The organism is Vibrio sp. 10N.261.52.C2 (assembly GCF_041471425.1).
Taxonomy (GTDB): domain Bacteria; phylum Pseudomonadota; class Gammaproteobacteria; order Enterobacterales; family Vibrionaceae; genus Vibrio; species Vibrio crassostreae_C.
In genome coordinates this window covers 113,273-135,585 of record NZ_JBFROH010000015.1, presented here as the reverse complement: position 1 = coordinate 135,585, position 22,313 = coordinate 113,273, and the positions used below count along the sequence as shown (strand labels likewise).

Genomic DNA, 22,313 nt, shown 5'->3' with positions numbered 1-22,313 from the left:
ACTTTACGGGGTCACTTCAATCTAAGGTCGATTTTGAGGCTTTTTAGTCTGAGTCAAACACCCAATTATCTAGAATCAAGTATTATCTAAAACGAATCTAGAGATTCAACGCCCATATTAAACAGCGTAAACGCATAAATATCGGCAGTGAGATCGATCGCTTTACTCAATGGCATTCCAGCACCATGCCCTGCATTTACGTCAATACGAATCATCACGGGCGCACTACCTTCATGCTTATCTTGCAGCTCTGAGATGAACTTATAAGAGTGAGCCGGTACTACGCGGTCATCGTGATCAGCGGTCGTCACCAATGTTGCTGGATAATCCGTGCCACGCACCACATTATGAACCGGAGAATAGCCAAGCAGATATTCGAACATCTCTCTGTTCTGCGCGGATGTACCATAGTCGTACGCCCAACCTTCGCCAGACGTGAATGTGTGGTAACGCAACATGTCCAACACCCCAACAGCAGGCAGAGCCACTTGGAACAGCTCAGGCTTTTGTGTCATACAAGCTCCTACCAGCAAGCCTCCGTTAGAACCGCCGCGAATCGCCAACTTATCGCTACTGGTGTAGTTTTCTTCAATTAAGAACTCGGCAGCAGCAATGAAGTCGTCAAAGACATTCTGCTTTTTCTGCTGAGTTCCCGCTTTGTGCCACGCCTTACCATACTCACCACCGCCACGCAGGTTCGGCACCGCATATACGCCACCCAGTTCTAGCCAACTGCCAACCGTGCCCGAGAAAGAAGGCGTTAGGCTAACGTTAAAGCCACCATAGGCGTACAACATGGTTGGATTATTGCCATCTAACACTAATCCCTTCTTATAAGAGATAAGCATCGGAACCTTGGTGCCATCCTTCGAGGTATAGAAGACTTGTTTAGACTCAAATTGATCCGACTCAAACGGAGACTCAGAGCGTTGGTAGATTTCAGAATTGCCTGATTCAACATCGAAAGAGAAAATCGTTGGCGGCGTTACATAGTTGGTAAAGGTGTAATAAAGCTGAGTTTGCTCGTTTTTTCCACCTAAGCCACTGGCCGTTCCCAGCCCAGGCAAATGAATTTCACGAACTAGGTTACCTTGGTAATCCAACTGCTCAATCTTAGACACCACATCCACCATGTAGTGAGCAAACAAGTGGCCACCACCCGTGCTGATATCCAATGGCTGTGGCTTTTCAGGGATGATTTCGAGCCATTTCCCATCGCGAGTACCAAAGCTCACCACCTTGCCATTAGGCGCATCAAGATTCGTATATAGAATGAAGGTCTCATCTTGGTTATCGATGAGATAAATGTCGCTATCCACATGATCAATCAGCGTGTTCAGCTGTTGTTCTGGTGAGTTTAAATCGATATAGAACAGTCTATTACCCGATGTCGACTCTCGCCCTAGAATGATCAAGTATCGATCGTCTTCGGTGGTGTAACCGGATACATAGCGATGCTGCTCATCGTTGCTTTCGCCAAAGATCACCTTGTCGCTAGCTTGATCTGTGCCCAACTCATGGAAGTACAGCTTGTGTTGTTCTGTACGAGCAGAAAGTTCACTACCGTCTGGCTTGTCGTAACTAGAGTAATAAAAGCCGCGATTGCCTAACCAAGAAATGCCAGTAAATTTGGCGTCGGTAATTTCCGTTTCGAGCTGCTGCTTAGTCTCAGTTTCAATCACGAAGATCTTACGCCAGTCACTGCCACCCTCAGAAATACTGTACGCCACTAAGCTATAGTCTTGCGAAAACGACACCGAGCCCAGAGATGCCGTGCCATCTTCCGAGAAAGTGTTCGGGTCTAGGAATACTTCAACCGGCTGCCCCTCTTTCTGACGATAAAGAATACTGTGATTCTGCAGACCATCATTCTTATAGAAATAGGTATAATCACCTCGCACAAACGGCTGCGAGCTCTTTTTGTAGTCTTGCGCTTTCGCTAATCGCTCTCGCAGTTCTGCGCGATACGGGATTTGAGCGAGGTAATCAAACGTCACTTCATTCTGGCTCGCCACCCACTGCGCGGTTTCGTCACTTCTGTCGTCTTCTAACCAGCGATATGGGTCTTCGACTATCTGACCAAAATAGTCATCGCTGACGATCTGTTTGTTGGTGACTGGATATTGATACTCTTTTAAATAGCTCATCGTGATCCTTATTAAAAATAATGTGAAATCGTCAGATAACGCGTTCTGATGTGTTCAATCAATAACTTAATCTTGTTCGGTGGCTGACGAGTGAACGGGTACACCGCATAAATACCCAGCTTTTTACCGACTAAATCAGGGAAGATATCCACCAGCTGGCCGTTACGAATATCGTGATACACCAGACAACGTGGCACGTACGCCACACCATGCCCACCCAGCGCCGCTTTTCTTAACGCGGTCGCATTGTCAGTCGAAAAAGAGCCCGCAACACGCACGATATATTTGTCATTGTCGGTACAGCCATCTTTACTATGCAGAAACTGCCATTCGCTAGCACCCGTTGTTTGATAGGCGTATTGCAAGCAATTGTGCTGCACTAAATCTTTAGGCAGCATCGGCTTACCGTTCTTAGCAATATAAGACGGCGAAGCGCACACCACCCATTGTGAATCCAATATATGACGAGCAATGAGGCTTGAATCTTCCAAGTAGCCGGTTCGAATCACCAAATCGAGACCATCCTCAACCAAGTCGACAAAGCGATTATTCAGAGACATATCGACCGTTAAACCTGGGTGCATATTACAAAACTCGGCCACAGCGTCTGCGAGAATCAAATCTCCGGAGATAGTAGGCACTGACATTTTGATATGACCACTGACATTTTCACCAAAGCCTGAAACTGCGTCCATAGCCTCTTGAGCTGCCTGCTTCACATTTTTGGCCCCGTGTAACATTGCCTTGCCCGCCTCAGTCAAGGTCAATTTACGCGTGGTTCGATATAATAATTGCACGCCAATCTCTTCCTCTAAACGCGCAATTCTTTTACTAACTACCGAATTTGTAAGGTTATTTTGCTCTGCCACCTTACTGAAGCTGCCTAGTTCTACCACCTGTGAAAACAGGATCAAATCGTCTGCTCGCATCTGATTATGCCAATTTTGGAATTAATTATTTTCATTATTTCCCTATATCAATAAAAAATAAAGGGGTAAATTCACGCCAAATTAACAAAACAATTACAAAAACAGTCATTCCAATTACAAGATTCGCCTAAAGAAGGTTCCCGTTTAGAGGCCAAAGCGATTCAAATAATGACAAACCATAACGTGATCTTTACTTCAAACATGAACGTTTGAAAACAGTACGAGGAAGTACCCATGAGTGAAACTCTACTAGCATTATTGGCCTTTTCGCCAATAGTTGTTGCAGCGATTCTGCTGGTTGGCCTTAACTGGCCTGCAAAAAAAGCGATGCCTGTGGCATTTGCCTTAACCGTTGCTATCGCCCTACTTGCTTGGGACATGTCTGGCACTCGCGTGCTGGCTTCTGTATTCCAAGGCTTCGGCATTACCGTGTCGGTTCTCTGGATTGTGTTCGGCGCCATCTTCTTATTAAACACTTTGAAACACACCGGAGCTATCACCACCATCCGCAACGGATTCACTGATATATCCGCTGACCGTCGTGTTCAAGCAATCATCATTGCTTGGTGTTTCGGTTCATTCATTGAGGGCGCATCTGGCTTCGGCACACCAGCTGCCATCGCTGCACCACTGCTGGTTGCTATCGGCTTCCCTGCGCTGGCTGCGGTACTGATGGGCATGATGATCCAATCTACGCCAGTATCATTCGGCGCGGTTGGTACACCTATCATCGTTGGTGTGAACAAAGGATTGGACACGCACAACATCGGTGAAAGCCTGATTGCTCATGGCTCAACATGGGATGCTTATCTACAACAAATCACGTCAAGCGTTGCGCTAATTCATGCTTCTGTTGGTGTGATGATGCCTGTATTGATGGCAATGATGCTGACTCGCTTCTTCGGTAAGAACAAAAGCTGGACTGAAGGTTTAGATATCCTGCCGTTCGCACTGTTCGCAGGTGCTGCTTTCACTATTCCTTACGCACTAACAGGTGTTTTCCTAGGCGCTGAATTCCCATCACTGATTGGTGGTTTGGTTGGCCTTGCGATTGTTGTAACAGCAGCAAAACGCGGCTTCCTAGTACCTAAATCAAAATGGGATTTTGAGAGCGAAGACAAGTGGCCTGCAGAATGGCTAGGTTCTCTGAAAATCGACCTTGACGACAACAATCAAGGCCATAAGAAGATGAGCATGGCGATGGCATGGGCACCATACGTGCTGCTAGCGGTGACCTTGGTTGCGAGCCGCGTGAGCCCTGAATTCAAAGGCCTACTGAAGAGCGTTAGCCTATCGTTCAGCAACATCCTTGGTGAAACCGGTGTGAGCACTGCGATTCAGCCTCTGTATCTACCGGGCGGTATCTTGGTCTTCGTCGCGCTGGTTGCTGTTCTCATGCAATCTCGCAGCGCAACGCCACTGGCTAAAGCCTTCGGTGAATCGAGCAAGACTCTGATTGGCGCAGGCTTTGTGTTGGTGTTCACCATCCCAATGGTTCGTATCTTCATTAACTCTGGTGTGAACGGCGCAGATTTAGCAAGTATGCCCGTAACCACGGCAAACTTCGCAGCTGACCTCGTTGGTAGCGCATTCCCAGCATTGAGTGCAACGGTTGGTGCGTTAGGTGCCTTCATTGCAGGTTCGAACACAGTTTCAAACATGATGTTCAGCCAGTTCCAATTCGAAGTAGCGCAGACTCTGACTATCTCTAGTGCGGTGGTTGTTGCTCTACAAGCCGTTGGTGCAGCAGCAGGTAACATGATTGCGATTCACAACGTGGTAGCGGCATCAGCAACTGTTGGCTTGCTAGGACGCGAAGGTGCAACCCTACGTAAGACAATCATTCCAACGTTCTACTACTTGGTGATGACAGGCATCATCGGCCTAGTGGTTATCTACGGATTCAAAATGACCGACGCACTTATGTAAACCATAAGTCGTTCAAAAGCACTTGGCGTTAATACTCAATTCCCCGACAGCGACACCGTCTAATAAGACAGTTGATGAGTTCCGGGATGGATACTAGAGCACATCAACACCCATGGGTATTAACGCCATTTTCCCGAATTAAAGCAGCCCAAACCAAGCTCTCAAAGAAGAGCAACATCCCAAGAATTTAGGACTGAAATTATGATCATATCCGCATCGACTGATTACCGCGCCGCAGCAAAAGCGAAATTACCACCGTTTCTTTTCCACTACATTGATGGTGGCTCTTACGGAGAACATACCCTACGTCGCAACACGGCTGACCTAGCTGAGATTGCGCTAAAACAACGCGTACTCAACGACATGTCGGACCTAAATTTGGAAACCGAACTATTTGGCGAGAAGCTAGCGATGCCAATCGCACTGGCGCCTGTTGGTTTAACGGGTATGTACGCAAGACGCGGTGAAGTGCAAGCAGCAAAAGCCGCCGACAACAAAGGCATCCCTTTTACCATGTCGACCGTGTCGGTATGTCCGATTGAAGAAGTTGCACCTAAGATTGAACGCCCAATGTGGTTCCAACTTTACGTGTTAAAAGACCGTGGCTTCATGAAGAACGTTCTTGAACGCGCTAAAGCCGCTGGCGTCACAACACTGGTCTTCACCGTGGATATGCCCGTACCCGGCGCTCGCTACCGTGACATGCACTCAGGAATGAGTGGTCCAAATGCAGCAGTACGCCGCGTATTCCAATCTATGCGTCATCCTAGCTGGGCAGTTGATGTCGGCTTACTGGGTAAACCACACGACCTAGGCAACATCTCTACTTATCGTGGTTCTCCTACCAAGCTGGAAGACTACATCGGTTGGTTAGGTGATAACTTCGACCCGTCGATTTCATGGAAAGATCTAGAGTGGATTCGTGATTTCTGGGACGGCCCTATGGTCATCAAAGGCATTCTTGATGAAGAAGATGCAAAAGACGCCGTGAGATTTGGCGCAGACGGTATCGTCGTTTCAAACCACGGCGGTCGTCAGCTTGATGGTGTTCTATCAAGCGCTAAAGCATTACCTGCAATTGCAGATGCAGTAAAAGGCGACACTAAGATTCTGGTCGACTCTGGCATTCGTACTGGCTTAGATGTAGTGCGCATGATGGCGATGGGCGCAGATTGCACCTTACTTGGCCGCTCATTCGTCTACGCGTTAGCGGCTCAAGGACAAGCAGGCGTTGAGAACCTACTCGACCTGTACGACAAAGAGATGCGCGTTGCGATGACTCTAACTGGCGCCAAGACAATCAAAGACTTAACCCGTGAATCTTTGGTGGGGCTAGATTAAGTCCGTTGATTCACTGTAATGCTTTGGTCTACTTAGACCGAAGTTCAATCGGTGTCACAGCAATTCCACTGCCGTTGTGACACCGTTTAAGCACTGGAAAATAAAATAAAAAAACAAAAAAGCAAATCAGTGCCAAATAAGAAGCACAAGGAAGCAAAGATGGAGACAAACACATCCCATGAGCGAGTAGTAGATCCACAAGCTTATAAGCAGCTTGAAGCGATACTGGCTCAAAGAATAGAAACAGAACGCATTGTCACACAAGAGGCAAAGCGCTTGGCTTACGGCACCGATGCGAGTTTCTATCGCTTGGTACCGAAAATGGTTCTAAGGCTGAAAAACTTAGATGAAGTGATATTCACTATTCAAAGCTGTCGCGAACTGGGCATTCATTTTACCTTTCGCGCTGCGGGTACCAGCCTTTCAGGCCAAGCCGTTTCAGACTCGGTACTTATTACTCTGACCGACGACTGGCGTGGCCATGAAATCGTCGACAACGGCAATCAGATTATCCTTCAACCGGGTGTGATTGGTGCTGATGCTAACAAATACCTCGCCCCTTTCCAACGTAAAATCGGCCCAGACCCAGCCTCTATCAACACCTGTAAAATTGGCGGTATTGCCGCGAACAACGCCAGCGGTATGTGTTGTGGTACTGCGCAAAACTCCTATCGCACCGTCGAGAGCATGAAAATCGTATTGAGTGATGGTTCCCTGCTTGATACGGCAGATAACGCCAGCGTTGAAGCTTTCAAGCAATCACACAAAACGTTGTTTGAAGGCATTATTGATTTACACAGACAGACTAGCTCAAATCAAGAACTGGCAGACAGAATCCGCCACAAGTACCGTCTTAAAAACACCACCGGCTACGCGCTCAATGCATTGGTCGATTACCACGACCCAATTGAGATCATAAAACACCTGATGATTGGCTCAGAAGGCACACTAGGCTTCATAGCCGAGATCACTTACAACACGGTGATTGAACACCCGAACAAAGCTTCAGCGCTATTGGTGTTTGCCGACATCGAGCAAGCAAGTAAAGCCGTAACTACATTATCCAAAACTCCGGTTGCAGCCGTTGAGTTGATGGACGGCAGGGCGCTACGTTCTGTCGCGGATAAACCGGGTATGCCTGCGTTTATGCCAAACCTAGATTTAGAAGCGGCGGCTATTTTGGTGGAATCACACGCCAGCTCCCAGCAGGACTTAGATTTACAATGTAAATCAATTTTGGATGCATTGGCTGATTACACGATTGTTGAATCGGTCCCTTTTACGTCCGATCCAAAGACTGTTGCAACCCTGTGGGGCATTCGAAAAGGCATGTTCCCAGCAGTTGGGGCCGTTCGTGAAGTTGGCACAACCGTTATCATCGAAGACGTGGCTTTCCCTGTTGAAAACCTGGCTAACGGTATTCGAGAGCTGCAAGAGTTGTTCGATAAATACGACTACAGCGAAGCGATCATTTTCGGCCATGCACTCGAAGGCAACCTTCATTTTGTGTTTACCCAAGGCTTCGACAGCCAAGAAGAGATCGACCGTTACGGCGGTTTCATGGATGACGTTGCCGAGCTAGTTGCAGTGAAGTATCAAGGTTCACTGAAAGCGGAACACGGCACGGGCCGAAACATGGCACCTTATGTGGAATTGGAATGGGGCAAAGATGGCTATGCCTTGATGCAACAGATCAAAGCGCTGTTTGACCCAGAAAGGCTGCTTAACCCCGGCGTTATCATCAACGACAATCCAAATTCCCACATCACAGACTTAAAGCCAATGCCTGCTGCCGACGACCTTGTCGACCGCTGTATTGAGTGTGGATTCTGTGAGCCAGTCTGCCCGTCTCGCACACTGACCTTATCACCTCGCCAACGCATCGTGTTGTACCGAGAACTGCAACGCCGCCGAGAAGCAGGTGAAGAGATAGAAGCAAGCGAGCTAGAGAAGACATTTGAATACCAAGGCATTGATACTTGCGCTGCAACAGGCCTGTGTGCGGAGCGTTGCCCAGTGGGCATCAACACTGGCGATTTAGTGAAGAAGCTTCGTATCGCCAAATATGAAAAGTTCACGCCAATTGCTAAGTGGACAGCGGATCACTTCTCGACCACCACCAAACTGACCAAGGCTGGCCTCAAAACCAATCAAGTGGCGAATAAGGTTCTAGGCGCAAATACAGTTGGTAAGCTCACCAATGGCTTGCGCTCAATAACCAAAGGCGCGACACCGGTTTGGATGCCAGAGATGCCGCAATCCAATAGTCACTCGCTTGCCTCATCACCCGTGACGGCAGAATCTTCAAGCAATCATAAGAAGGTGGTTTACCTCCCTTCCTGTGCAAGTCGAACCATGGGGCAACAAAGCGATGCGGGCGACCAACGTCCTCTAACTGAAGTGACCATGTCTTTGCTCAACAAAGCGGGATTTGAGGTGATTCTTCCGAAGAAGCTAGATGACCAATGCTGTGGTATGCCTTACGACAGCAAAGGAATGACCGACTTAGCACAGTCGAAGGCTCAGCAGTTGGAAGAAGTGCTATGGCAAGCCAGTCGTCAAGGTGAATACCCAATTTTGATGGACACCAGCCCTTGTGCCAAACGCAGTATTGAGCAGTTCACTAAACCATTAGAGGTGCTAGAGCCAACAGGGTTTGTGAATCAATATTTGCTTGAACATCTGACGCTTGAGCCGCTACAAGAAACCGTGATGCTGCATGTCACGTGTAGCTCTCGTCGAATGGGCTTAGAAGGCGCGATGTTAAACCTTGCTAAAGCGTGTACCGAAGAGGTGATTGTTCCAGAGCATATTCAATGTTGTGGTTGGGCAGGTGACAAAGGCTTCACTACACCAGAGCTGAATGAGGCGGCGGTACACCCACTCAAGGAACAAGTGCCGAGCAACTGCACTCGTGGCTTTAGTAACAGCCGAACCTGTGAGATCGGTTTATCACACCACAGTGGCATTCCGTATCAATCAATCTTGTATTTGGTGGACGAAGTGGCGCAGTAGATCCACTCATACTGCGAGCAACGTGCTCTAGCTTAAAACGAAAAATGGCAGCCCAATCAGGCTGCCATTTGTTTATTCGATTTAAAACGTATTACCGAGCTAGATATTGCTGAGCTAGCGGCTACTGAGCTAAGCGCACCAACTCTTCTGGCGAGTAGTGTTCTGCTTCTGCGCCTTTGGCGATTAAGTCGATCACTTGGAACTCGTTCATGTCACCAAACTCTTTGGTTAAGTAATCACGGAACGCTTTCTCGTTCGGCCATTTGCCTCGCACGATATAGCCATCTTCCTTATCGAAATCTTCCGTCTCAAAGAAAGAAAAGTCGGTCATACCAATATTGTGGCAATACAAAACGAGATACATGTTGAATCCTTTACACTTAACTAGGGCCTGTTTAACTTTCGAGCCGATCAAAAAGCGTCTCTAAAAAGCAGGGCTAAGGTTACAACATAAATGCTAAATCGAATACCCAATCGGATCGTCAATTTAGAAACCTCAGCGACCGGATCTTTACGTTAGTCATCAAACATCATGTTAATGGCTGCACCCAACAAGATCAGCCCAACAATTGGCCCCATGACTGCTAATGGCGCGCGCTCAATGTATGGAAGGTTCTCTGCGATCATCAAACCCCATTCAGGTGTTGGTGGCTTTGCCCCTAATCCGATGAAGCTCAGCGAGGTCAGACTTAGAGTGATGACTGGTAGCCTCAACATCGCGTGTCTTAACAACGGTGGCAACACATACGGAAGCAAGTAGAAACGGAAGATTCTAAGCTTACTGGTGCCCCATAGTGGCGCGAGGTGTGTATAAGGTTGAGCCTTGGCTTCTACGATCAAGCTTGAGCAGTGTGCAGCTAGCGGCGCCCACGACACCAATACAATCGCGATTAATGCGCTGTTCGGATTCATCCCCGTTAAGCCTGCAACAAGCAAGCCTGCAATGATGTATGGGATACCCTTAGTGATCTCGATAAGGCCTTGGCTAAAGCGGGTGTTGAAACCCATGATGATGCCCGTCACCAAGCTCAAGAACGTTGCCAATATGCCGGCTTGGAAGGTCGCAATCATACCAGAACCAATTCTCGCCAGTAGGTCTCGACCAATGCCATCTGCGCCCAATGGAGCTTGCCAACTTGGATCCGCTAAGCGAGCAAATTGACTGGTATATGGGTCACGAAATGCTGCCCAAACTACGATAGTAATTAGGAACGAGAAGATCGCAAAAGCAGTGACACGCTTTGCGCGGTTCTGGGTAAAACGAAACGAAGAGTGGCTACTGATGAGCTTGCCGCTTTTCAGGCTGTGGCCAAGAATCAATTGCTGAACAAACAAGCTCATGCTGCTCACGGCAATTGAAAATAGCAGCAACACCAATAAGCCGCCTTGCAGCGTTGGTAAGTCTTGCGCCTTGGCTGCACCAAGAATCATGCGCCCGATACCAGGGATCGAGAAGATAAGCTCAACCGCGACTGCGCCACCAGTTAAGCCAATCACGATCATCGCGATTTGCGGGATCAGACTGCTCAGCGCTCTTTTCAGCGCAAAGCGAATAATTTGATTGGAATGAACGTTGGCACTGAGCCAAGTGATCACCCAAGGTTCATTGAGAACGCGTTGTAAACTGTCTCTGAGTAGACGACTAAACAAGCCACTTGCAGGCAGTGCGAGCGCTAAACTCGGTAGCCAGATATCTTGCCAACCTTGCCAACCATACGGTGGTAGCCAACCTAACCAGATAGAGAACACCAATATTAATACCGAGGCCACTACGTACTCTGGCAACGATATTAATACGGTGCTTAAACTGCTGTAACTCTGCCCTAGTTTGCCCTTCTTCCAACTTCGCAAGGTAGCCAGTAAACCTGCACCACACAGTACGAAAGTCATCACCAGTGCGCTAGACATCAAAAACAGAGATGTAGACGCTGTTTTTTGAATACCTAGTGCAATCGAAGAACCATCAATCCATGATTCACCTAGATCACCTGAAAAAGCACTTCCTACCCAGTCGAGCAGGCGCTCAATGGCTGAACGGTCAAGCTGAAGATCAGCGCGTACCGCCGCTAAAGCTTCAGGCGTAAGCAGGTGTTGTTGCCCCGCCCTAGCCCGCAGAATAGATTGGCTTGGATCGATGCCTGCAATGTCAGGCATCAAACCAACAAGAATCACCACCACAATCAGTGAGGCGATTCTTGATAGCCAAGGCGTCAAGATAAATAGAGTTCGACGCAGAGTCTCAGCAGATAACATTTATTTAGTTAGCCTGTGTTGCCGGGTTAACTTGTGTCGTTTGATCAACCAAGCGACGTTCACTTGGGTCACGAACGACATTGCTTACACGCTCACTTTCACCTTGAATCACACGTTCGTGAAGCAGCGGGATAGCCGCGAAATCGTTAAGGATTTTTTGTTCAGCTTCGATGATCGCTTGCTGACGCAGCGCACCTAGCGGTTGTAGGTCAGCGTGATTCAGTGCTTTATCTACCTCTTGAGAACAGAACTGGCCAAGGTTGAATGAACCCTTACAACCAAAGTCGCTCATCATGTAAGCCACTGGGTCACCCGAATCTAGAACCGTTGCACGAGAAAGGATAAACGCGTCGAACTTACCAGATAGCGCATCGTTCTCGATCTGAGCGTATTCACGAATATCCAGCTCAACCTTGAAACCAGCCGCTTCAAGTTGTTGCTTCAGTAGCGCTGCCACTTCTGGAAGCTCTGCACGGTCGGTAAAGGTACCGATAACAATACTTTCACCGTTTGCTTTTAGCGTTTTGTCGATTGCTTGACCTTCAGGTCGGATCGGCTCAGCCCAAGCAAGTGCAGGACCTAATAGGCCTTGTGCGATGTCCGCGTGGTTTTCATAAACAGTATTCACGATTTGCTCACGGTCTACCGCAGCCGCCGCTACCTTACGCAAGTTAATATCGCTGAATACGCCTGACTTGTTATTTAAGTAAAGCGTATTGGTACGAGGCATCGCCACTTCATAAAGTAGGTTCGGATCAATGGTCGCGATTTGTGAAACGGGTACTGCTTCAACGATGTCTGCTGTACCTGTTCTTAGAGCTGCAGCGCGAGCAAAACCGTTAGGGACGTATTCTGCAATCACAGATTCAACTTGCGCTTTCTCACCCCAGTAGCCATCGAAACGTTTTAGCTTCGCGCTGGTTGTACCGTTAATTTCAGTCAACTCAAACGGACCCGTACCAGCACCCATTGGGCTAACACGGCCATCTTCTTGGTAAGCACTTGCTGCAAGAATCGCTAATTGAGGGCTTGATAAACGGCTTGGTAAAAGAGGGTCATCAAAGCTGGTCTTGATCTCTACGCGGTAGTTGTCCATCGCTTTCACTTCGAGATCGACACCATCTAGAATGCGTGGCTTAGGTGCAGCCTCAAGCGCTTTCTGCAAAGAGTTCACTACGGATTCTGCTGTTAATGTAGAGCCATCGTGGAATTTAACGCCTTGGCGAATCGTGAACTGCCAAGTCAGAGGATCAAGATGTTTCCAATCAGTCGCTAGCATTGGTTCTGCTTCTGAGGTTGGGCTCAGGTTAACCAGAGTTTCTGCTGTGCTCCAACGAGATAACTTAAAAGCGTCATCAGAAAGTGGCGATAAACCCGTTCTTGGTGGTTGCATCATCGCAACTCGAATTTCAGATTTTACTGCGGCATCGCTAGACCCTGGTTGAGAGTCAAAACAGCCCGTCAAAGGCAGAGCCAACGCAAGCGTGCAAGCCAGTTTGATTGAATTAAAACGCATAATTATTTTTTCTCTGTAGCTGTATTTTTTTAATAAATAAGGTTGTGTTTAACAAGTAGATTTCGAAAGAGGCTGAGACTCGATCAGCATCTGAGTCGCAGGATGAGCAGGTTTACTCATCACTTGATCGGTCGGTCCGTGCTCCACCATTTCACCATGGTCGAGTACCAGTATTTCTTCACAAAGGGCTTTTGCGGCACCTAAATCGTGAGTAACCAAAATAAGGCGCATATCGCGCTTCTTTTTTAATGAATTAACCAAGTCCAACAACCTTTGGCGATTCACTGGGTCAAGGCTGGCAGTAGGTTCATCGGCCACCAGCACTGCGGGTCTAACGACAAGAGCCCGAGCAATAGCCACACGTTGAGCTTGACCTGTAGAAAGCTGATTGGGTTTCAGTAAGAGCAAACTGGCAGGCAATCCAACGTCTGAAAGCGCCTCTTCAATGATGGCTTCATGATTACCCGAAACATCTAAGTTACTTAGAGGTTCGGCTAAGATCTGTCGAACGGTATAGTAAGGGTTGAGGCTAGTGTGGGGCTCTTGAGGCACCAATTGAATCAAGCGACACACCGTTGCTTGCGCTTTGCTATCGCGAATTGGGAGCGAATAACCGAACAAGTTTATTTGACCAACGGTTGGCGCTTTAAGGCCAAATAGCAGTTCAATTAACGTTGATTTACCGGCACCAGAACGCCCAACAATTGCTAGGCTTTTGTCTTCAACATTAAGGTCTATGTTCTGTAGCGCTTTGAACGCTTTACCACCCAACCAACTTGGTACGGAGTAGTAGTGAACACTCACATTGTCGAACTTAATCTCTATCGGTGTTTGTGTTTCTGAATCAGTCACTGGCATTAATGGCGAGGCTTCTGAGTTTAGTGATAAGGTCGAGCTCATTCGATTAAGTCTCTCAATGAACAGCAGAAAGCGTGAGAGCTCGACTCAAGTGCATGTTTCGGTGCACCGTAAGCCACCACACCACCATCATCGATGACTAACAGCTTGTCACACGCCAACGCGCTATGCAGGTCATGGGTGATGAGTAAACCACCAATTTGACGCTGTTTAACATTGTGTCGAATCAGCTTAAGTATCTCTTGCTCTGTCACCGGATCTAACGCACTGGTTGGTTCATCGGCGATGATAATATCGGCGTTACTCAGCAAGCCAATCGCAATACACACACGTTGGCGTTGCCCACCCGAAATTTGGCTCGGGTACAACGGCAAGATGGTTTCTGGATTAGGAAAACCAAGTTGATTCAGCAACTCGGTAATTTGAATTTTTTCTTTTGATTTAAGCTTAGTGCGAGTTCCCGTCAAGGCAAGGCAGAGTTGACCTTCTATTGAAACCAGAGGGTTCAAAGCTTGAAGCGCATCTTGGAAGATAACTGCGGGGCGCTGTGTGGCAGTTCTTTGCAACATAGGCAAACCACACACAGCTTCACCAGATAGAGAAATATGACCTTCAACTTCAATCGTCTCTGGCAGAAACCCGGCAATAGCGCGAGAAAGCATCGACTTACCAATGCCTGACGGTCCCATGATCGCCAACAGCTCACCGCGATAAACATCGAAGTGGATATCTTGGAAAAGGGTTCTCGAAGAGGTTTTGATCGTTAGGTGGTCAACAGACAAAAGTGGGGTGTTCACGCAGATACTCACATATAGATGTTATAACATAACAACTCTATCATTTAGCCGACATGATGAAAAGAGAACATTGAACTGCATCGCACTTTATTTGCTGTTTGATTGACCAATTTTCATTAGGGCGTGTTGACCCTTCGAGGTGATTTTTACCGATACAAAAAAGCACTCACTAAATTTATCGTGTAAAAATAGTAAAGCGCTTTCATAAAATATTACAGGTGGTGATTAGGTTACTTAGTTAATGGCACCATGAGCGGTATCTTCGACTGGGTAACACTTCTGCTTAACTTGTGCGATGAACGGATACAGGAACGCAATACGCCCAAGATAGAACAGAGTAAACGCCAACCACAAACCATGATTACCCCAAATATCGACGGTGAATGCCTGTACCGCTAAGAATACCAACAAAGTCACGATGCTTGAGTCTCTAAGCGGACGCGTGGTTCCCGTTCCGGTAAAGATGCCGTAAACCGTTAAGCCAAAGCCAGCCACTAGCGGGAACACAATCAGCCACGGGGCCATCTCTTGGTACAGCGTGACCAGCGCTGGAATATCGGTAAACAAGAAAACAATCATGTCTTTGAATATCAGGGTTAAAAGCGTCAGCGCAGCAATGAAACCTGCCGTCCATTGGAAGTTAAGCCTTAAAACACGATCAAGCATTGAAGGGTTCTTCTGTCCTACCGCCTTACCTGCAAACACACTCGATGCGTTGGCAATACCATCAAACATATAGCTGACAATGAAGGTCACCTGCATCAAGATCGCGTTAGCCGCTAGAACATCGGTACCCAGTTTAGAGCCAGTACGCGCCATCATGTTGAAGAACACCAAGATACAAATGGTGCGAAGCAATAGATCAGTATTCGAAGAGATGATTGTCGATAGGTCTTTCTTGGTCATCTTCGAGCCTTGCAAGAACTCAGAGATCGAAATATTGCTGGTCTTCATCACCAAGGTCACACCAATCGCAAAGGTGGTAACTTGTGCAATCAAACTTGCGTAAGCCACACCTGCGACACCCAAATCGAAATAAAGTACAAACACCGCATCCAAGACAATGTTCAACACATTACCAAACACTTGTGTATAAAGAACGTCTTTGGCTTTCGCCTGTCCCATTAACCAACCAATAATGGTGTAGTTAAGCAACACGAAAGGCGCGCCATAAATCAAAATACTGAAGTAGATATGCGCGTGCTCGGCTACATTGGCTTCAGGCTCTATCACCCACATTGCGCCTTGCCAGATGAGTGGTTGTATCAAGATAAAGATCAAACCCACTAAACCAGACAGCACAAACGGACGCATCAAGCTACCCGCCAAATCAGTGCGGTTTCCCTTACCCAGTGCCATCGCACTTTGGCCCGTGGTACTGACACGGAAAAAACCAAACAACCAATACATGGTGTTCATAATGATGGTGCCGATCGCTACGCCACCAATCAATTCAGCAATACCAAGTTGGCCAATAACAGCGGTATCCACAGCACCTAACAGAGGTTGTGTCACCGTTGAGATGATGAAAGGGAAAGCGATTTTCAGATAATCTTTGTGGGTAATGGTCATATTCTATCGGGTGATATTAAGAACTATTTGCAATTAGAACGAAATGCTATCGTTTAATCCGTACGTTGTCATCATTTACTTAGAGTAGATTATCAACAAAGCATCTTTATCTTAGGCCAACTGCATAAAATCGTTAGCTGCTATTGGTTGTGCTAATTTGTCTCAACAAAAGATCAAAGTCTGGTTCAACAAAACAGCACAACCATCGATTAGTAAAAGCTCACGGGAAGGTAGAAATCGAGTTCGAACACTTCATCGGTGTTGAGAAAATGATTCTGATGATAATGCACATACGCGGGAGTCGAGCGCTGTTTGAAACCAGATGTGGGTAGCCATTTTTCTAACACCATACTGATCTGTGGTAGCAGTTCTCCATAGCGGCCATTTAGTCGAAACACAGCGTGTAAGCCGCCCGGAATCACCATCTGATTAACTACGCTACGATACTTAATCGGCTCATCAATCGCGATACACGCGACATAACGACACTGATCCATTTCAACCCAAGCAGGGTTTGAGTGATGCAAACCAAATTGGCTCGAAAAATCACGCTGTTCGGAATTCGCCCACGCTTTCAATATCAACCACGCATTGCGAATAGAGCGGTTATAACCCGTATGTCGAACATAGGCCGCCATGCGTTCAGGCACTTCAACGATCTTGGGTTCGGGCAATACTCGCTGCGCCACATTCAAATAGCCCGCCGCCACTTCGGGATCTTTCAAATAGGGTTTTTCTGCTACTTGTAAATCGTGTTTACGCCACTCGCCCGGAGACATATTAAAGGTCGCTTTAAATGCTCGACTAAACGAAGACACCGAGCTAAAGCCACATTTATGGGCGATCTCGACCACTGACGAGCTGGTATCAAACATCAATTGGTTGGCTGCATACTCCATTCGAGTGCGTCGGATATATTGATGCAACGACTCCCCGACCACGCTTTTAAAGGTGCGATGAAAGTGCTGTTCTGAATAGGCCGCTATCTCAGATAACTCTTTGGCAGACAAAGGCTGACTGATGTCTTGGTGAATATGGAACAGGACATCATTGATTCGCGATATGTGTTGACGTGACATCGTTTAAATAGCATAAATGGACATGTTTAAGAGCATAAACGGACACGCTAGTTTTTACAATTGCCGTGTAATATCAAGCGATAGAATAAAAACGATAAACGACGAGACACAACACATGGAAATCGCACAGTCATTACAACAGATTCAATCTTCATACATTCGGGAGATCCTCGCAGCCGCAAGTGATCCAAATGTCATCTCATTGGCCGGTGGTTTACCGGACGAGAAAACATTCCCTATCGATTTAATGAAGCCAACGCTAGAAAACCTAGCGAACATGCCTGAAGTTTTCCAATACGGTTCTACTGCCGGTTACGGCCCGTTGCTTGACCACCTAACACAAAGCTACCAATTGCCAGAATCACACACGGCAATGATTTGTACTGGCTCTCAGCAAGGTTTGGATTTGATTGCGCGTGCGTATGTCGACCCAGGTGATGTGGTTGTGATGGAAGCGCCAAGCTACTTAGGTGCGATGCAGGTGTTTGGCCTAGTTCAAGCAAACATTGCGACCGTGTCTCAAACTGAATTTGGCCCGAACCTAGATGAACTGGAAACGTGCTTTGCACAGCAATCACCGAAGATGTTCTATGCCGTGCCTGATTTCCACAACCCAACCGGCGTGTGCTGGGCAACAGAAACTCGTCAAAAAGTCGCTGAGCTGTGTATCAAATACAACGTGGCATTCATTGAAGATGCACCATATCGTGAGCTGCGTTTCACAGGTACAGAACTGCCGTTGGTTTCTTCGTTCTGCCCTGACAACTCTATCGTTCTTCGTTCATTCTCTAAGATTGCATCGCCAGGTCTACGTATTGGCGCGGTAACAGGTAAACGCAGCTACCTTGAACCACTGATCAAAGTGAAGCAAGGCGCTGACTTACACTCAAGTGTACCCATGCAAGCACTGCTTGTTGGTCTTCTAAAACATGAAGACTTTGGCGTACACATGGAGAACATTCGCACCCTGTACAAGTCTCGTTATGAAGTGCTGTTCTCAGAGCTAGAGAAACAACTGCCTGCAGATTGCGTGTTAAAAGCCGTCGATGGCGGGATGTTCATTTGGGTTGAGATCCCAGAGTGCGACACCTTCGAATTGGCTAAAACTCTATTATCGAATGGTGTGGCGGTTGTACCAAGCCCAGTATTTTATCCAAAGGCTGATGAAGCAAAAGCTGCACTGCGCTTAAACTTCACTAACGCTAAACCAGAAGAGCTGACTGAAGCGGTGAAACGCTTAGCGGAAGTACTTAACCAAGCGTAATCGCTGATTAAGTAAGACAGATTCAACACCAAGCCCTGCTGTATTTGTACAGCAGGGCTTTTTCGTTCCTCAAACCATAAATCCACAATAAAAAAGGCGTTATATAGCCCTACGTTTGGTTGGTTTTTGTCCCGCACCGCCTTGGTTATACTGCGCCTGATTTTAATAAGCCAACAAGACAGAACTAAGTTGAAATACTCAGTTCTGATCAAAACAGGCAACCGCTCTGGATTTACGTTCCAGCTCGCAGAAAGGAAAAACCATGTCTCAATATGTTGTATGTGCTCTGTATAAATTCGTAGCACTTGATGATTACCAAGAAATTCGCCAGCCACTAACCGACGTGTTAGAAGCCAACCAAATCCGCGGTACTTTGTTACTTGCGAGTGAAGGCATCAACGGTACCGTTGCAGGTAAGCGCGAATCTATCGACGCCCTTCTTCAATGGTTCAAACAAGATTCTCGCTTGGCTGATGTTGTTTACAAAGAGTCGTTCAACGAAGAACAACCATTCAACCGCACCAAGGTTAAGCTTAAGAAAGAGATCGTAACCATGGGCGTTGAGGGCATCGACCCACGCCACGTTGTCGGCACTTACGTGAAACCAAACGAATGGAACGCATTGATCTCTGATCCTGATGTGATTCTGGTTGATACTCGTAACGACTACGAAGTGGACATCGGCACCTTCAAAAATGCTGTAAACCCAAACACAGAAACCTTCCGTGAATTCCCTCAATACGTTGAAGACAACCTTGATCCTAAGAAGCACAAGAAAGTTGCGATGTTCTGTACTGGCGGTATTCGTTGCGAAAAATCAACAGCCTACATGAAAGAGCAAGGCTTTGATGAGGTTTATCACCTTGAAGGCGGCATTCTTAAGTACCTAGAAGAGGTACCTGAAGAAGAGAGTATGTGGGAAGGCGACTGCTACGTATTTGATGGTCGAGTTGCAGTAAACCACCAGCTAGAAAAGAGCGGTTACGATGTGTGTAACGCGTGTCGCCTGCCAATCACTGACGAAGACAAAGCCTCTAAACACTTCGAGAAAGGCGTAAGCTGCCCTAAGTGTATTGATAAGCACAGCGACGAGCAGAAAGCCCGTTTCCGTGAACGTGAAAAGCAAGTTCAACTGTCGAATGCTCGTGGCGAAACCCACGTAGGCGGCGAAGCTGCTCACCTTATCGAGCAACGCAAAAAAGAGAAGCTTGCACACAAAGAGCAGCAACGCTCTGGTAAGAAAGCAAAGTAAACTTTCTGCTTTAAACTCTTATAGTTCTAAACATATAACTATAAATAGTTAGCTATATACATACAAAAGGGCGCAAGTTCGAGGATAATCCTACGAGTTTACGCCCTTTTTTGATCGCTTTACGGCTTTGTGTTTTGAACCACATTTCTTTCGAAAAATTACTTCTATACTGTTAATAATTCGACTAGAGAGGAAGTGCCAATGCTCAATGAAAACCATGCCTTTATCTTAGATTTCCCAGATCTTAAATTAGACATTGTTCAGCTCAACCACGACGACGAAAAATTCAAAGCAGACATGCAGAAATACCACCAACTCGACTACGACATCCGTCAGCTAGAAATCTCTGGCAGCCCTATCGATGACGACAGCATGCACAACCTCAAAGTAGAACGCATGGAGCTCAAAGACTCGCTACACAAACAGCTCACGCGCCATCACGCGCTTAAGATCGTATAGAAAAATCAATCCAAGACTTTATTCTTAGCCATGCATCACGCATGGCTTTTTGGTTTCATCACTTCGCAAATCTAAGCTAATTCGGCTTCTTCAATTATGTTACTGTTTGCTTATTCAAAGGCGTTTGATAAGGAAGCGGTAAAAGTGGCAATGAAAGAAGAGAACATACAACTCCAACTCGCTTCAAATTCTGAATTCGATGAACTGTTTGCGTGTGTTAAACAAGGTATCTTCATACACGTAGATAGCGTTTTCGGCTGGGATGACGACTTTCAACGTCAACGACTTTTAAACGAATACCATCCATCTTGGTTTCATTGGGTATATCGCGAAAATAAAAGAGTGGGGCTCGCCTGCTTTAAACCTTATGACAACGCATACCATATTCATTTGCTGATCATTTTCCCCCAGTACCAAGGTCGTTCGCTTGGCAAGCAAGTCATGACTCTCATACATAAAAAAACTATGGCAGAGCAACTTAGTCAAGTCACTCTATCGAGTTTTAAAAGTAATGCTCGTGCTATTAACTTTTATCAATCGCTTGGCTATCACGTTGTTGATGAAGGAGATGATGATTTTGTGGGGATGGAGCTCAATCTATACCACAAACACCATCTCTAATTAAACGCCCTAGCCACTCGCCCATTGCTGCTCAGTACATAATGACCAATATAAGCTGGGATAAATACCGATTGCCCTTTGGTGAGTGTTAGGTGTTCACCTTTCTGACTCATTAACGTTAAATCATCATCTATCGCCATTAAAATTTCAGCACCGCTTGTGATGACTTCTTCTTGCTTTGGGCGATGAAAAATATTGAAATCAAAGTCACTGACTGGGATATCATAGCGATCACATTGACCTAACTTTGAAGGTGCTAACAACAAGCGTTCGAACGGGATTGGTGTAAACTCTGTGCAGGCAACCAACTCAGCGACATCAATGTGTTTTGGCGTTAAGCCAGCTCGCAGCACATTGTCTGAATTGGCCATAATCTCGAGCCCAGTCCCCTTGATGTATGCGTGCGGAGTGTTTGCATTCAAATACATCGCTTCACCCGGCCGTAGTGTGATCAAGTTCAGCAGCAGAACGCAAAACAAACCGATATCATTCGGGTACTGGTGGCTAAGCTCAGTAACCAAAGCAAACTCAGATTGACCTTGGTGAGCGGCTGCGTAAGCCAGAAGTTGCTCTAATGCTCGGTGTTTACGTTGGTCGTCCAGAGTTAATAAATCACGGAAAAACGCCTCTAAACCTAGAGAATCAAGGTGGTTGCCAAACTCTTCAACTAAACCAGCCAGCTCGCTCGAATTCAACTTTCTGAACAACCCTAATATTTCATCGAATTCTCGAAAGCCATTCATTGCTTGATATTCAGTGATCGCGTAAACCAATTCAGGTTTGTGGTTAGAGTCTTTGTAATTACGATGTCCTGCAGTCAGAGGGATTCCTGCTTGCTCCTCTCTTGCAAAGCCAACCTCTGCTTGGCGCTTGTTTGGGTGAACCTGAACAGACAACGCTTTTTCTGCTGCCAAGATCTTAAACAAGAACGGCAGCTCACCAAACTCCTGCGCAATATCGCTTGATAGATAGGCCGGTTTATTCTTGTTAATCAGCTCAGAGAGAGGCACCAAGTGCTGGTCAAGCTTAACCATTGAGCAACCTTTTGGATGCGCTCCCATCCAAACTTCCGCTTGCGGCTCTTGTGACTCATTCTGAAAGCCAAACAGTTCACGTATCGAAGAAATGCTCCCCCATGCATAATTTTGGATGGTGTTTTCCATTGGGAAAAATGAGTGTTCTGAGAGGTGGCTGAGTGACATGGCGTTTTCCGTAGTGAGCCCTTTGAACACAATTCAGAGAGCTGATTTCTAATAACGTAAATAATTAGAAAGACTACAG

General features: G+C 46.7%; 17 protein-coding genes. 7 read left to right on the top strand and 10 right to left on the bottom strand.

The window, feature by feature from the left end; translation table 11 throughout:
* Nucleotides 1-86: 86 nt before the first annotated feature.
* Nucleotides 87-2,147: a prolyl oligopeptidase family serine peptidase gene (locus AB4307_RS05675; RefSeq protein WP_372131384.1), complete on the bottom strand. Its 2,061-nt coding sequence runs from the start codon at nt 2,145-2,147 to the stop codon at nt 87-89.
* Between the two features lie 11 nt (nt 2,148-2,158).
* On the bottom strand, nt 2,159-3,076 hold the full coding sequence (locus tag AB4307_RS05670; protein WP_017068571.1) for a LysR family transcriptional regulator: 918 nt from the start codon (nt 3,074-3,076) through the stop codon (nt 2,159-2,161).
* A gap of 234 nt (nt 3,077-3,310) precedes the next feature.
* On the opposite strand from AB4307_RS05670, the gene AB4307_RS05665 reads away from it, so the two are divergent.
* From AB4307_RS05665 to AB4307_RS05655, 3 genes are all read left to right on the top strand, one after another.
* Nucleotides 3,311-5,005, top strand: coding sequence for an L-lactate permease (locus tag AB4307_RS05665; RefSeq protein ID WP_017061561.1), 1,695 nt, complete (start codon nt 3,311-3,313; stop codon nt 5,003-5,005).
* Between the two features lie 201 nt (nt 5,006-5,206).
* Complete coding sequence (lldD, locus tag AB4307_RS05660) at nt 5,207-6,346, top strand: FMN-dependent L-lactate dehydrogenase LldD (protein WP_048663885.1); 1,140 nt, start codon at nt 5,207-5,209, stop codon at nt 6,344-6,346.
* Between the two features lie 159 nt (nt 6,347-6,505).
* Complete coding sequence (locus tag AB4307_RS05655) at nt 6,506-9,361, top strand: FAD-binding and (Fe-S)-binding domain-containing protein (RefSeq protein ID WP_372131382.1); 2,856 nt, start codon at nt 6,506-6,508, stop codon at nt 9,359-9,361.
* A 121-nt stretch (nt 9,362-9,482) separates the two neighbouring features.
* On the opposite strand, the gene AB4307_RS05650 is transcribed toward AB4307_RS05655, so the two are convergent.
* The 7 genes from AB4307_RS05650 to AB4307_RS05620 form a co-directional block, all read right to left on the bottom strand.
* A complete protein-coding gene (locus tag AB4307_RS05650; protein ID WP_017061558.1) occupies nt 9,483-9,725 on the bottom strand; it encodes a hypothetical protein in 243 nt (80 codons plus the stop codon).
* Nucleotides 9,726-9,877: 152 nt separating this feature from the next.
* Nucleotides 9,878-11,614 (bottom strand): ABC transporter permease subunit, encoded by a 1,737-nt coding sequence (locus tag AB4307_RS05645; protein ID WP_372131380.1) that lies wholly within the window; start codon nt 11,612-11,614, stop codon nt 9,878-9,880.
* A 4-nt stretch (nt 11,615-11,618) separates the two neighbouring features.
* Nucleotides 11,619-13,130 carry an ABC transporter substrate-binding protein gene (locus tag AB4307_RS05640; RefSeq protein ID WP_372131378.1) on the bottom strand — a complete coding sequence of 504 codons (1,512 nt, stop codon included), beginning with the start codon at nt 13,128-13,130 and terminating at the stop codon, nt 11,619-11,621.
* Nucleotides 13,131-13,178: 48 nt separating this feature from the next.
* Nucleotides 13,179-14,030 carry an ABC transporter ATP-binding protein gene (locus AB4307_RS05635; protein WP_017065049.1) on the bottom strand — a complete coding sequence of 284 codons (852 nt, stop codon included), beginning with the start codon at nt 14,028-14,030 and terminating at the stop codon, nt 13,179-13,181.
* On the bottom strand, nt 14,027-14,785 hold the full coding sequence (locus tag AB4307_RS05630; protein ID WP_137002082.1) for an ATP-binding cassette domain-containing protein: 759 nt from the start codon (nt 14,783-14,785) through the stop codon (nt 14,027-14,029). The genes AB4307_RS05635 and AB4307_RS05630 overlap by 4 nt, the downstream gene beginning before the upstream one ends.
* 234 nt (nt 14,786-15,019) lie before the next feature.
* Nucleotides 15,020-16,357: an MATE family efflux transporter gene (locus tag AB4307_RS05625; protein ID WP_372131376.1), complete on the bottom strand. Its 1,338-nt coding sequence runs from the start codon at nt 16,355-16,357 to the stop codon at nt 15,020-15,022.
* Nucleotides 16,358-16,566: 209 nt separating this feature from the next.
* On the bottom strand, nt 16,567-17,436 hold the full coding sequence (locus AB4307_RS05620; RefSeq protein ID WP_017061552.1) for an AraC family transcriptional regulator: 870 nt from the start codon (nt 17,434-17,436) through the stop codon (nt 16,567-16,569).
* A gap of 115 nt (nt 17,437-17,551) precedes the next feature.
* Between AB4307_RS05620 and AB4307_RS05615 the strand changes: the two genes are divergently transcribed.
* From AB4307_RS05615 to AB4307_RS05600, 4 genes are all read left to right on the top strand, one after another.
* A complete protein-coding gene (locus tag AB4307_RS05615; RefSeq protein ID WP_372115558.1) occupies nt 17,552-18,700 on the top strand; it encodes an aminotransferase-like domain-containing protein in 1,149 nt (382 codons plus the stop codon).
* A gap of 262 nt (nt 18,701-18,962) precedes the next feature.
* Complete coding sequence (gene trhO / locus AB4307_RS05610) at nt 18,963-19,952, top strand: oxygen-dependent tRNA uridine(34) hydroxylase TrhO (RefSeq protein ID WP_017065056.1); 990 nt, start codon at nt 18,963-18,965, stop codon at nt 19,950-19,952.
* A 201-nt stretch (nt 19,953-20,153) separates the two neighbouring features.
* Nucleotides 20,154-20,411 (top strand): HP1242/YdcH family protein, encoded by a 258-nt coding sequence (locus AB4307_RS05605; RefSeq protein ID WP_009846137.1) that lies wholly within the window; start codon nt 20,154-20,156, stop codon nt 20,409-20,411.
* 96 nt (nt 20,412-20,507) lie between these two features.
* Nucleotides 20,508-21,032 carry a GNAT family N-acetyltransferase gene (locus AB4307_RS05600; RefSeq protein WP_372131374.1) on the top strand — a complete coding sequence of 175 codons (525 nt, stop codon included), beginning with the start codon at nt 20,508-20,510 and terminating at the stop codon, nt 21,030-21,032.
* Here AB4307_RS05600 and manA read toward each other — a convergent pair.
* The gene (gene manA, locus AB4307_RS05595) at nt 21,029-22,234 is read right to left on the bottom strand and encodes a mannose-6-phosphate isomerase, class I (RefSeq protein WP_371721724.1); all 1,206 of its coding nucleotides are present in this window, start codon (nt 22,232-22,234) and stop codon (nt 21,029-21,031) included. The two genes, AB4307_RS05600 and manA, sit on opposite strands and share 4 nt — an antisense overlap.
* Nucleotides 22,235-22,313 lie beyond the last annotated feature (79 nt).

Bases quoted from the DNA above. Each gene is read 5' to 3' on its own strand.
- AB4307_RS05625 (WP_372131376.1), bottom strand. From the start codon at position 16,357: ATGACCATTACCCACAAAGATTATCTGAAAATCGCTTTCCCTTTCATC.
- AB4307_RS05675 (WP_372131384.1), bottom strand. From the start codon at position 2,147: ATGAGCTATTTAAAAGAGTATCAATATCCAGTCACCAACAAACAGATC.
- AB4307_RS05620 (WP_017061552.1), bottom strand. From the start codon at position 17,436: ATGTCACGTCAACACATATCGCGAATCAATGATGTCCTGTTCCATATT.
- AB4307_RS05650 (WP_017061558.1), bottom strand. From the start codon at position 9,725: ATGTATCTCGTTTTGTATTGCCACAATATTGGTATGACCGACTTTTCT.
- trhO (WP_017065056.1), top strand. From the start codon at position 18,963: ATGTCTCAATATGTTGTATGTGCTCTGTATAAATTCGTAGCACTTGAT.
- AB4307_RS05655 (WP_372131382.1), top strand. From the start codon at position 6,506: ATGGAGACAAACACATCCCATGAGCGAGTAGTAGATCCACAAGCTTAT.
- AB4307_RS05600 (WP_372131374.1), top strand. From the start codon at position 20,508: ATGTTACTGTTTGCTTATTCAAAGGCGTTTGATAAGGAAGCGGTAAAA.
- lldD (WP_048663885.1), top strand. From the start codon at position 5,207: ATGATCATATCCGCATCGACTGATTACCGCGCCGCAGCAAAAGCGAAA.
- AB4307_RS05635 (WP_017065049.1), bottom strand. From the start codon at position 14,030: ATGAGCTCGACCTTATCACTAAACTCAGAAGCCTCGCCATTAATGCCA.
- AB4307_RS05665 (WP_017061561.1), top strand. From the start codon at position 3,311: ATGAGTGAAACTCTACTAGCATTATTGGCCTTTTCGCCAATAGTTGTT.
- manA (WP_371721724.1), bottom strand. From the start codon at position 22,234: ATGTCACTCAGCCACCTCTCAGAACACTCATTTTTCCCAATGGAAAAC.
- AB4307_RS05615 (WP_372115558.1), top strand. From the start codon at position 17,552: ATGGAAATCGCACAGTCATTACAACAGATTCAATCTTCATACATTCGG.
- AB4307_RS05605 (WP_009846137.1), top strand. From the start codon at position 20,154: ATGCTCAATGAAAACCATGCCTTTATCTTAGATTTCCCAGATCTTAAA.
- AB4307_RS05645 (WP_372131380.1), bottom strand. From the start codon at position 11,614: ATGTTATCTGCTGAGACTCTGCGTCGAACTCTATTTATCTTGACGCCT.
- AB4307_RS05670 (WP_017068571.1), bottom strand. From the start codon at position 3,076: ATGCGAGCAGACGATTTGATCCTGTTTTCACAGGTGGTAGAACTAGGC.
- AB4307_RS05640 (WP_372131378.1), bottom strand. From the start codon at position 13,130: ATGCGTTTTAATTCAATCAAACTGGCTTGCACGCTTGCGTTGGCTCTG.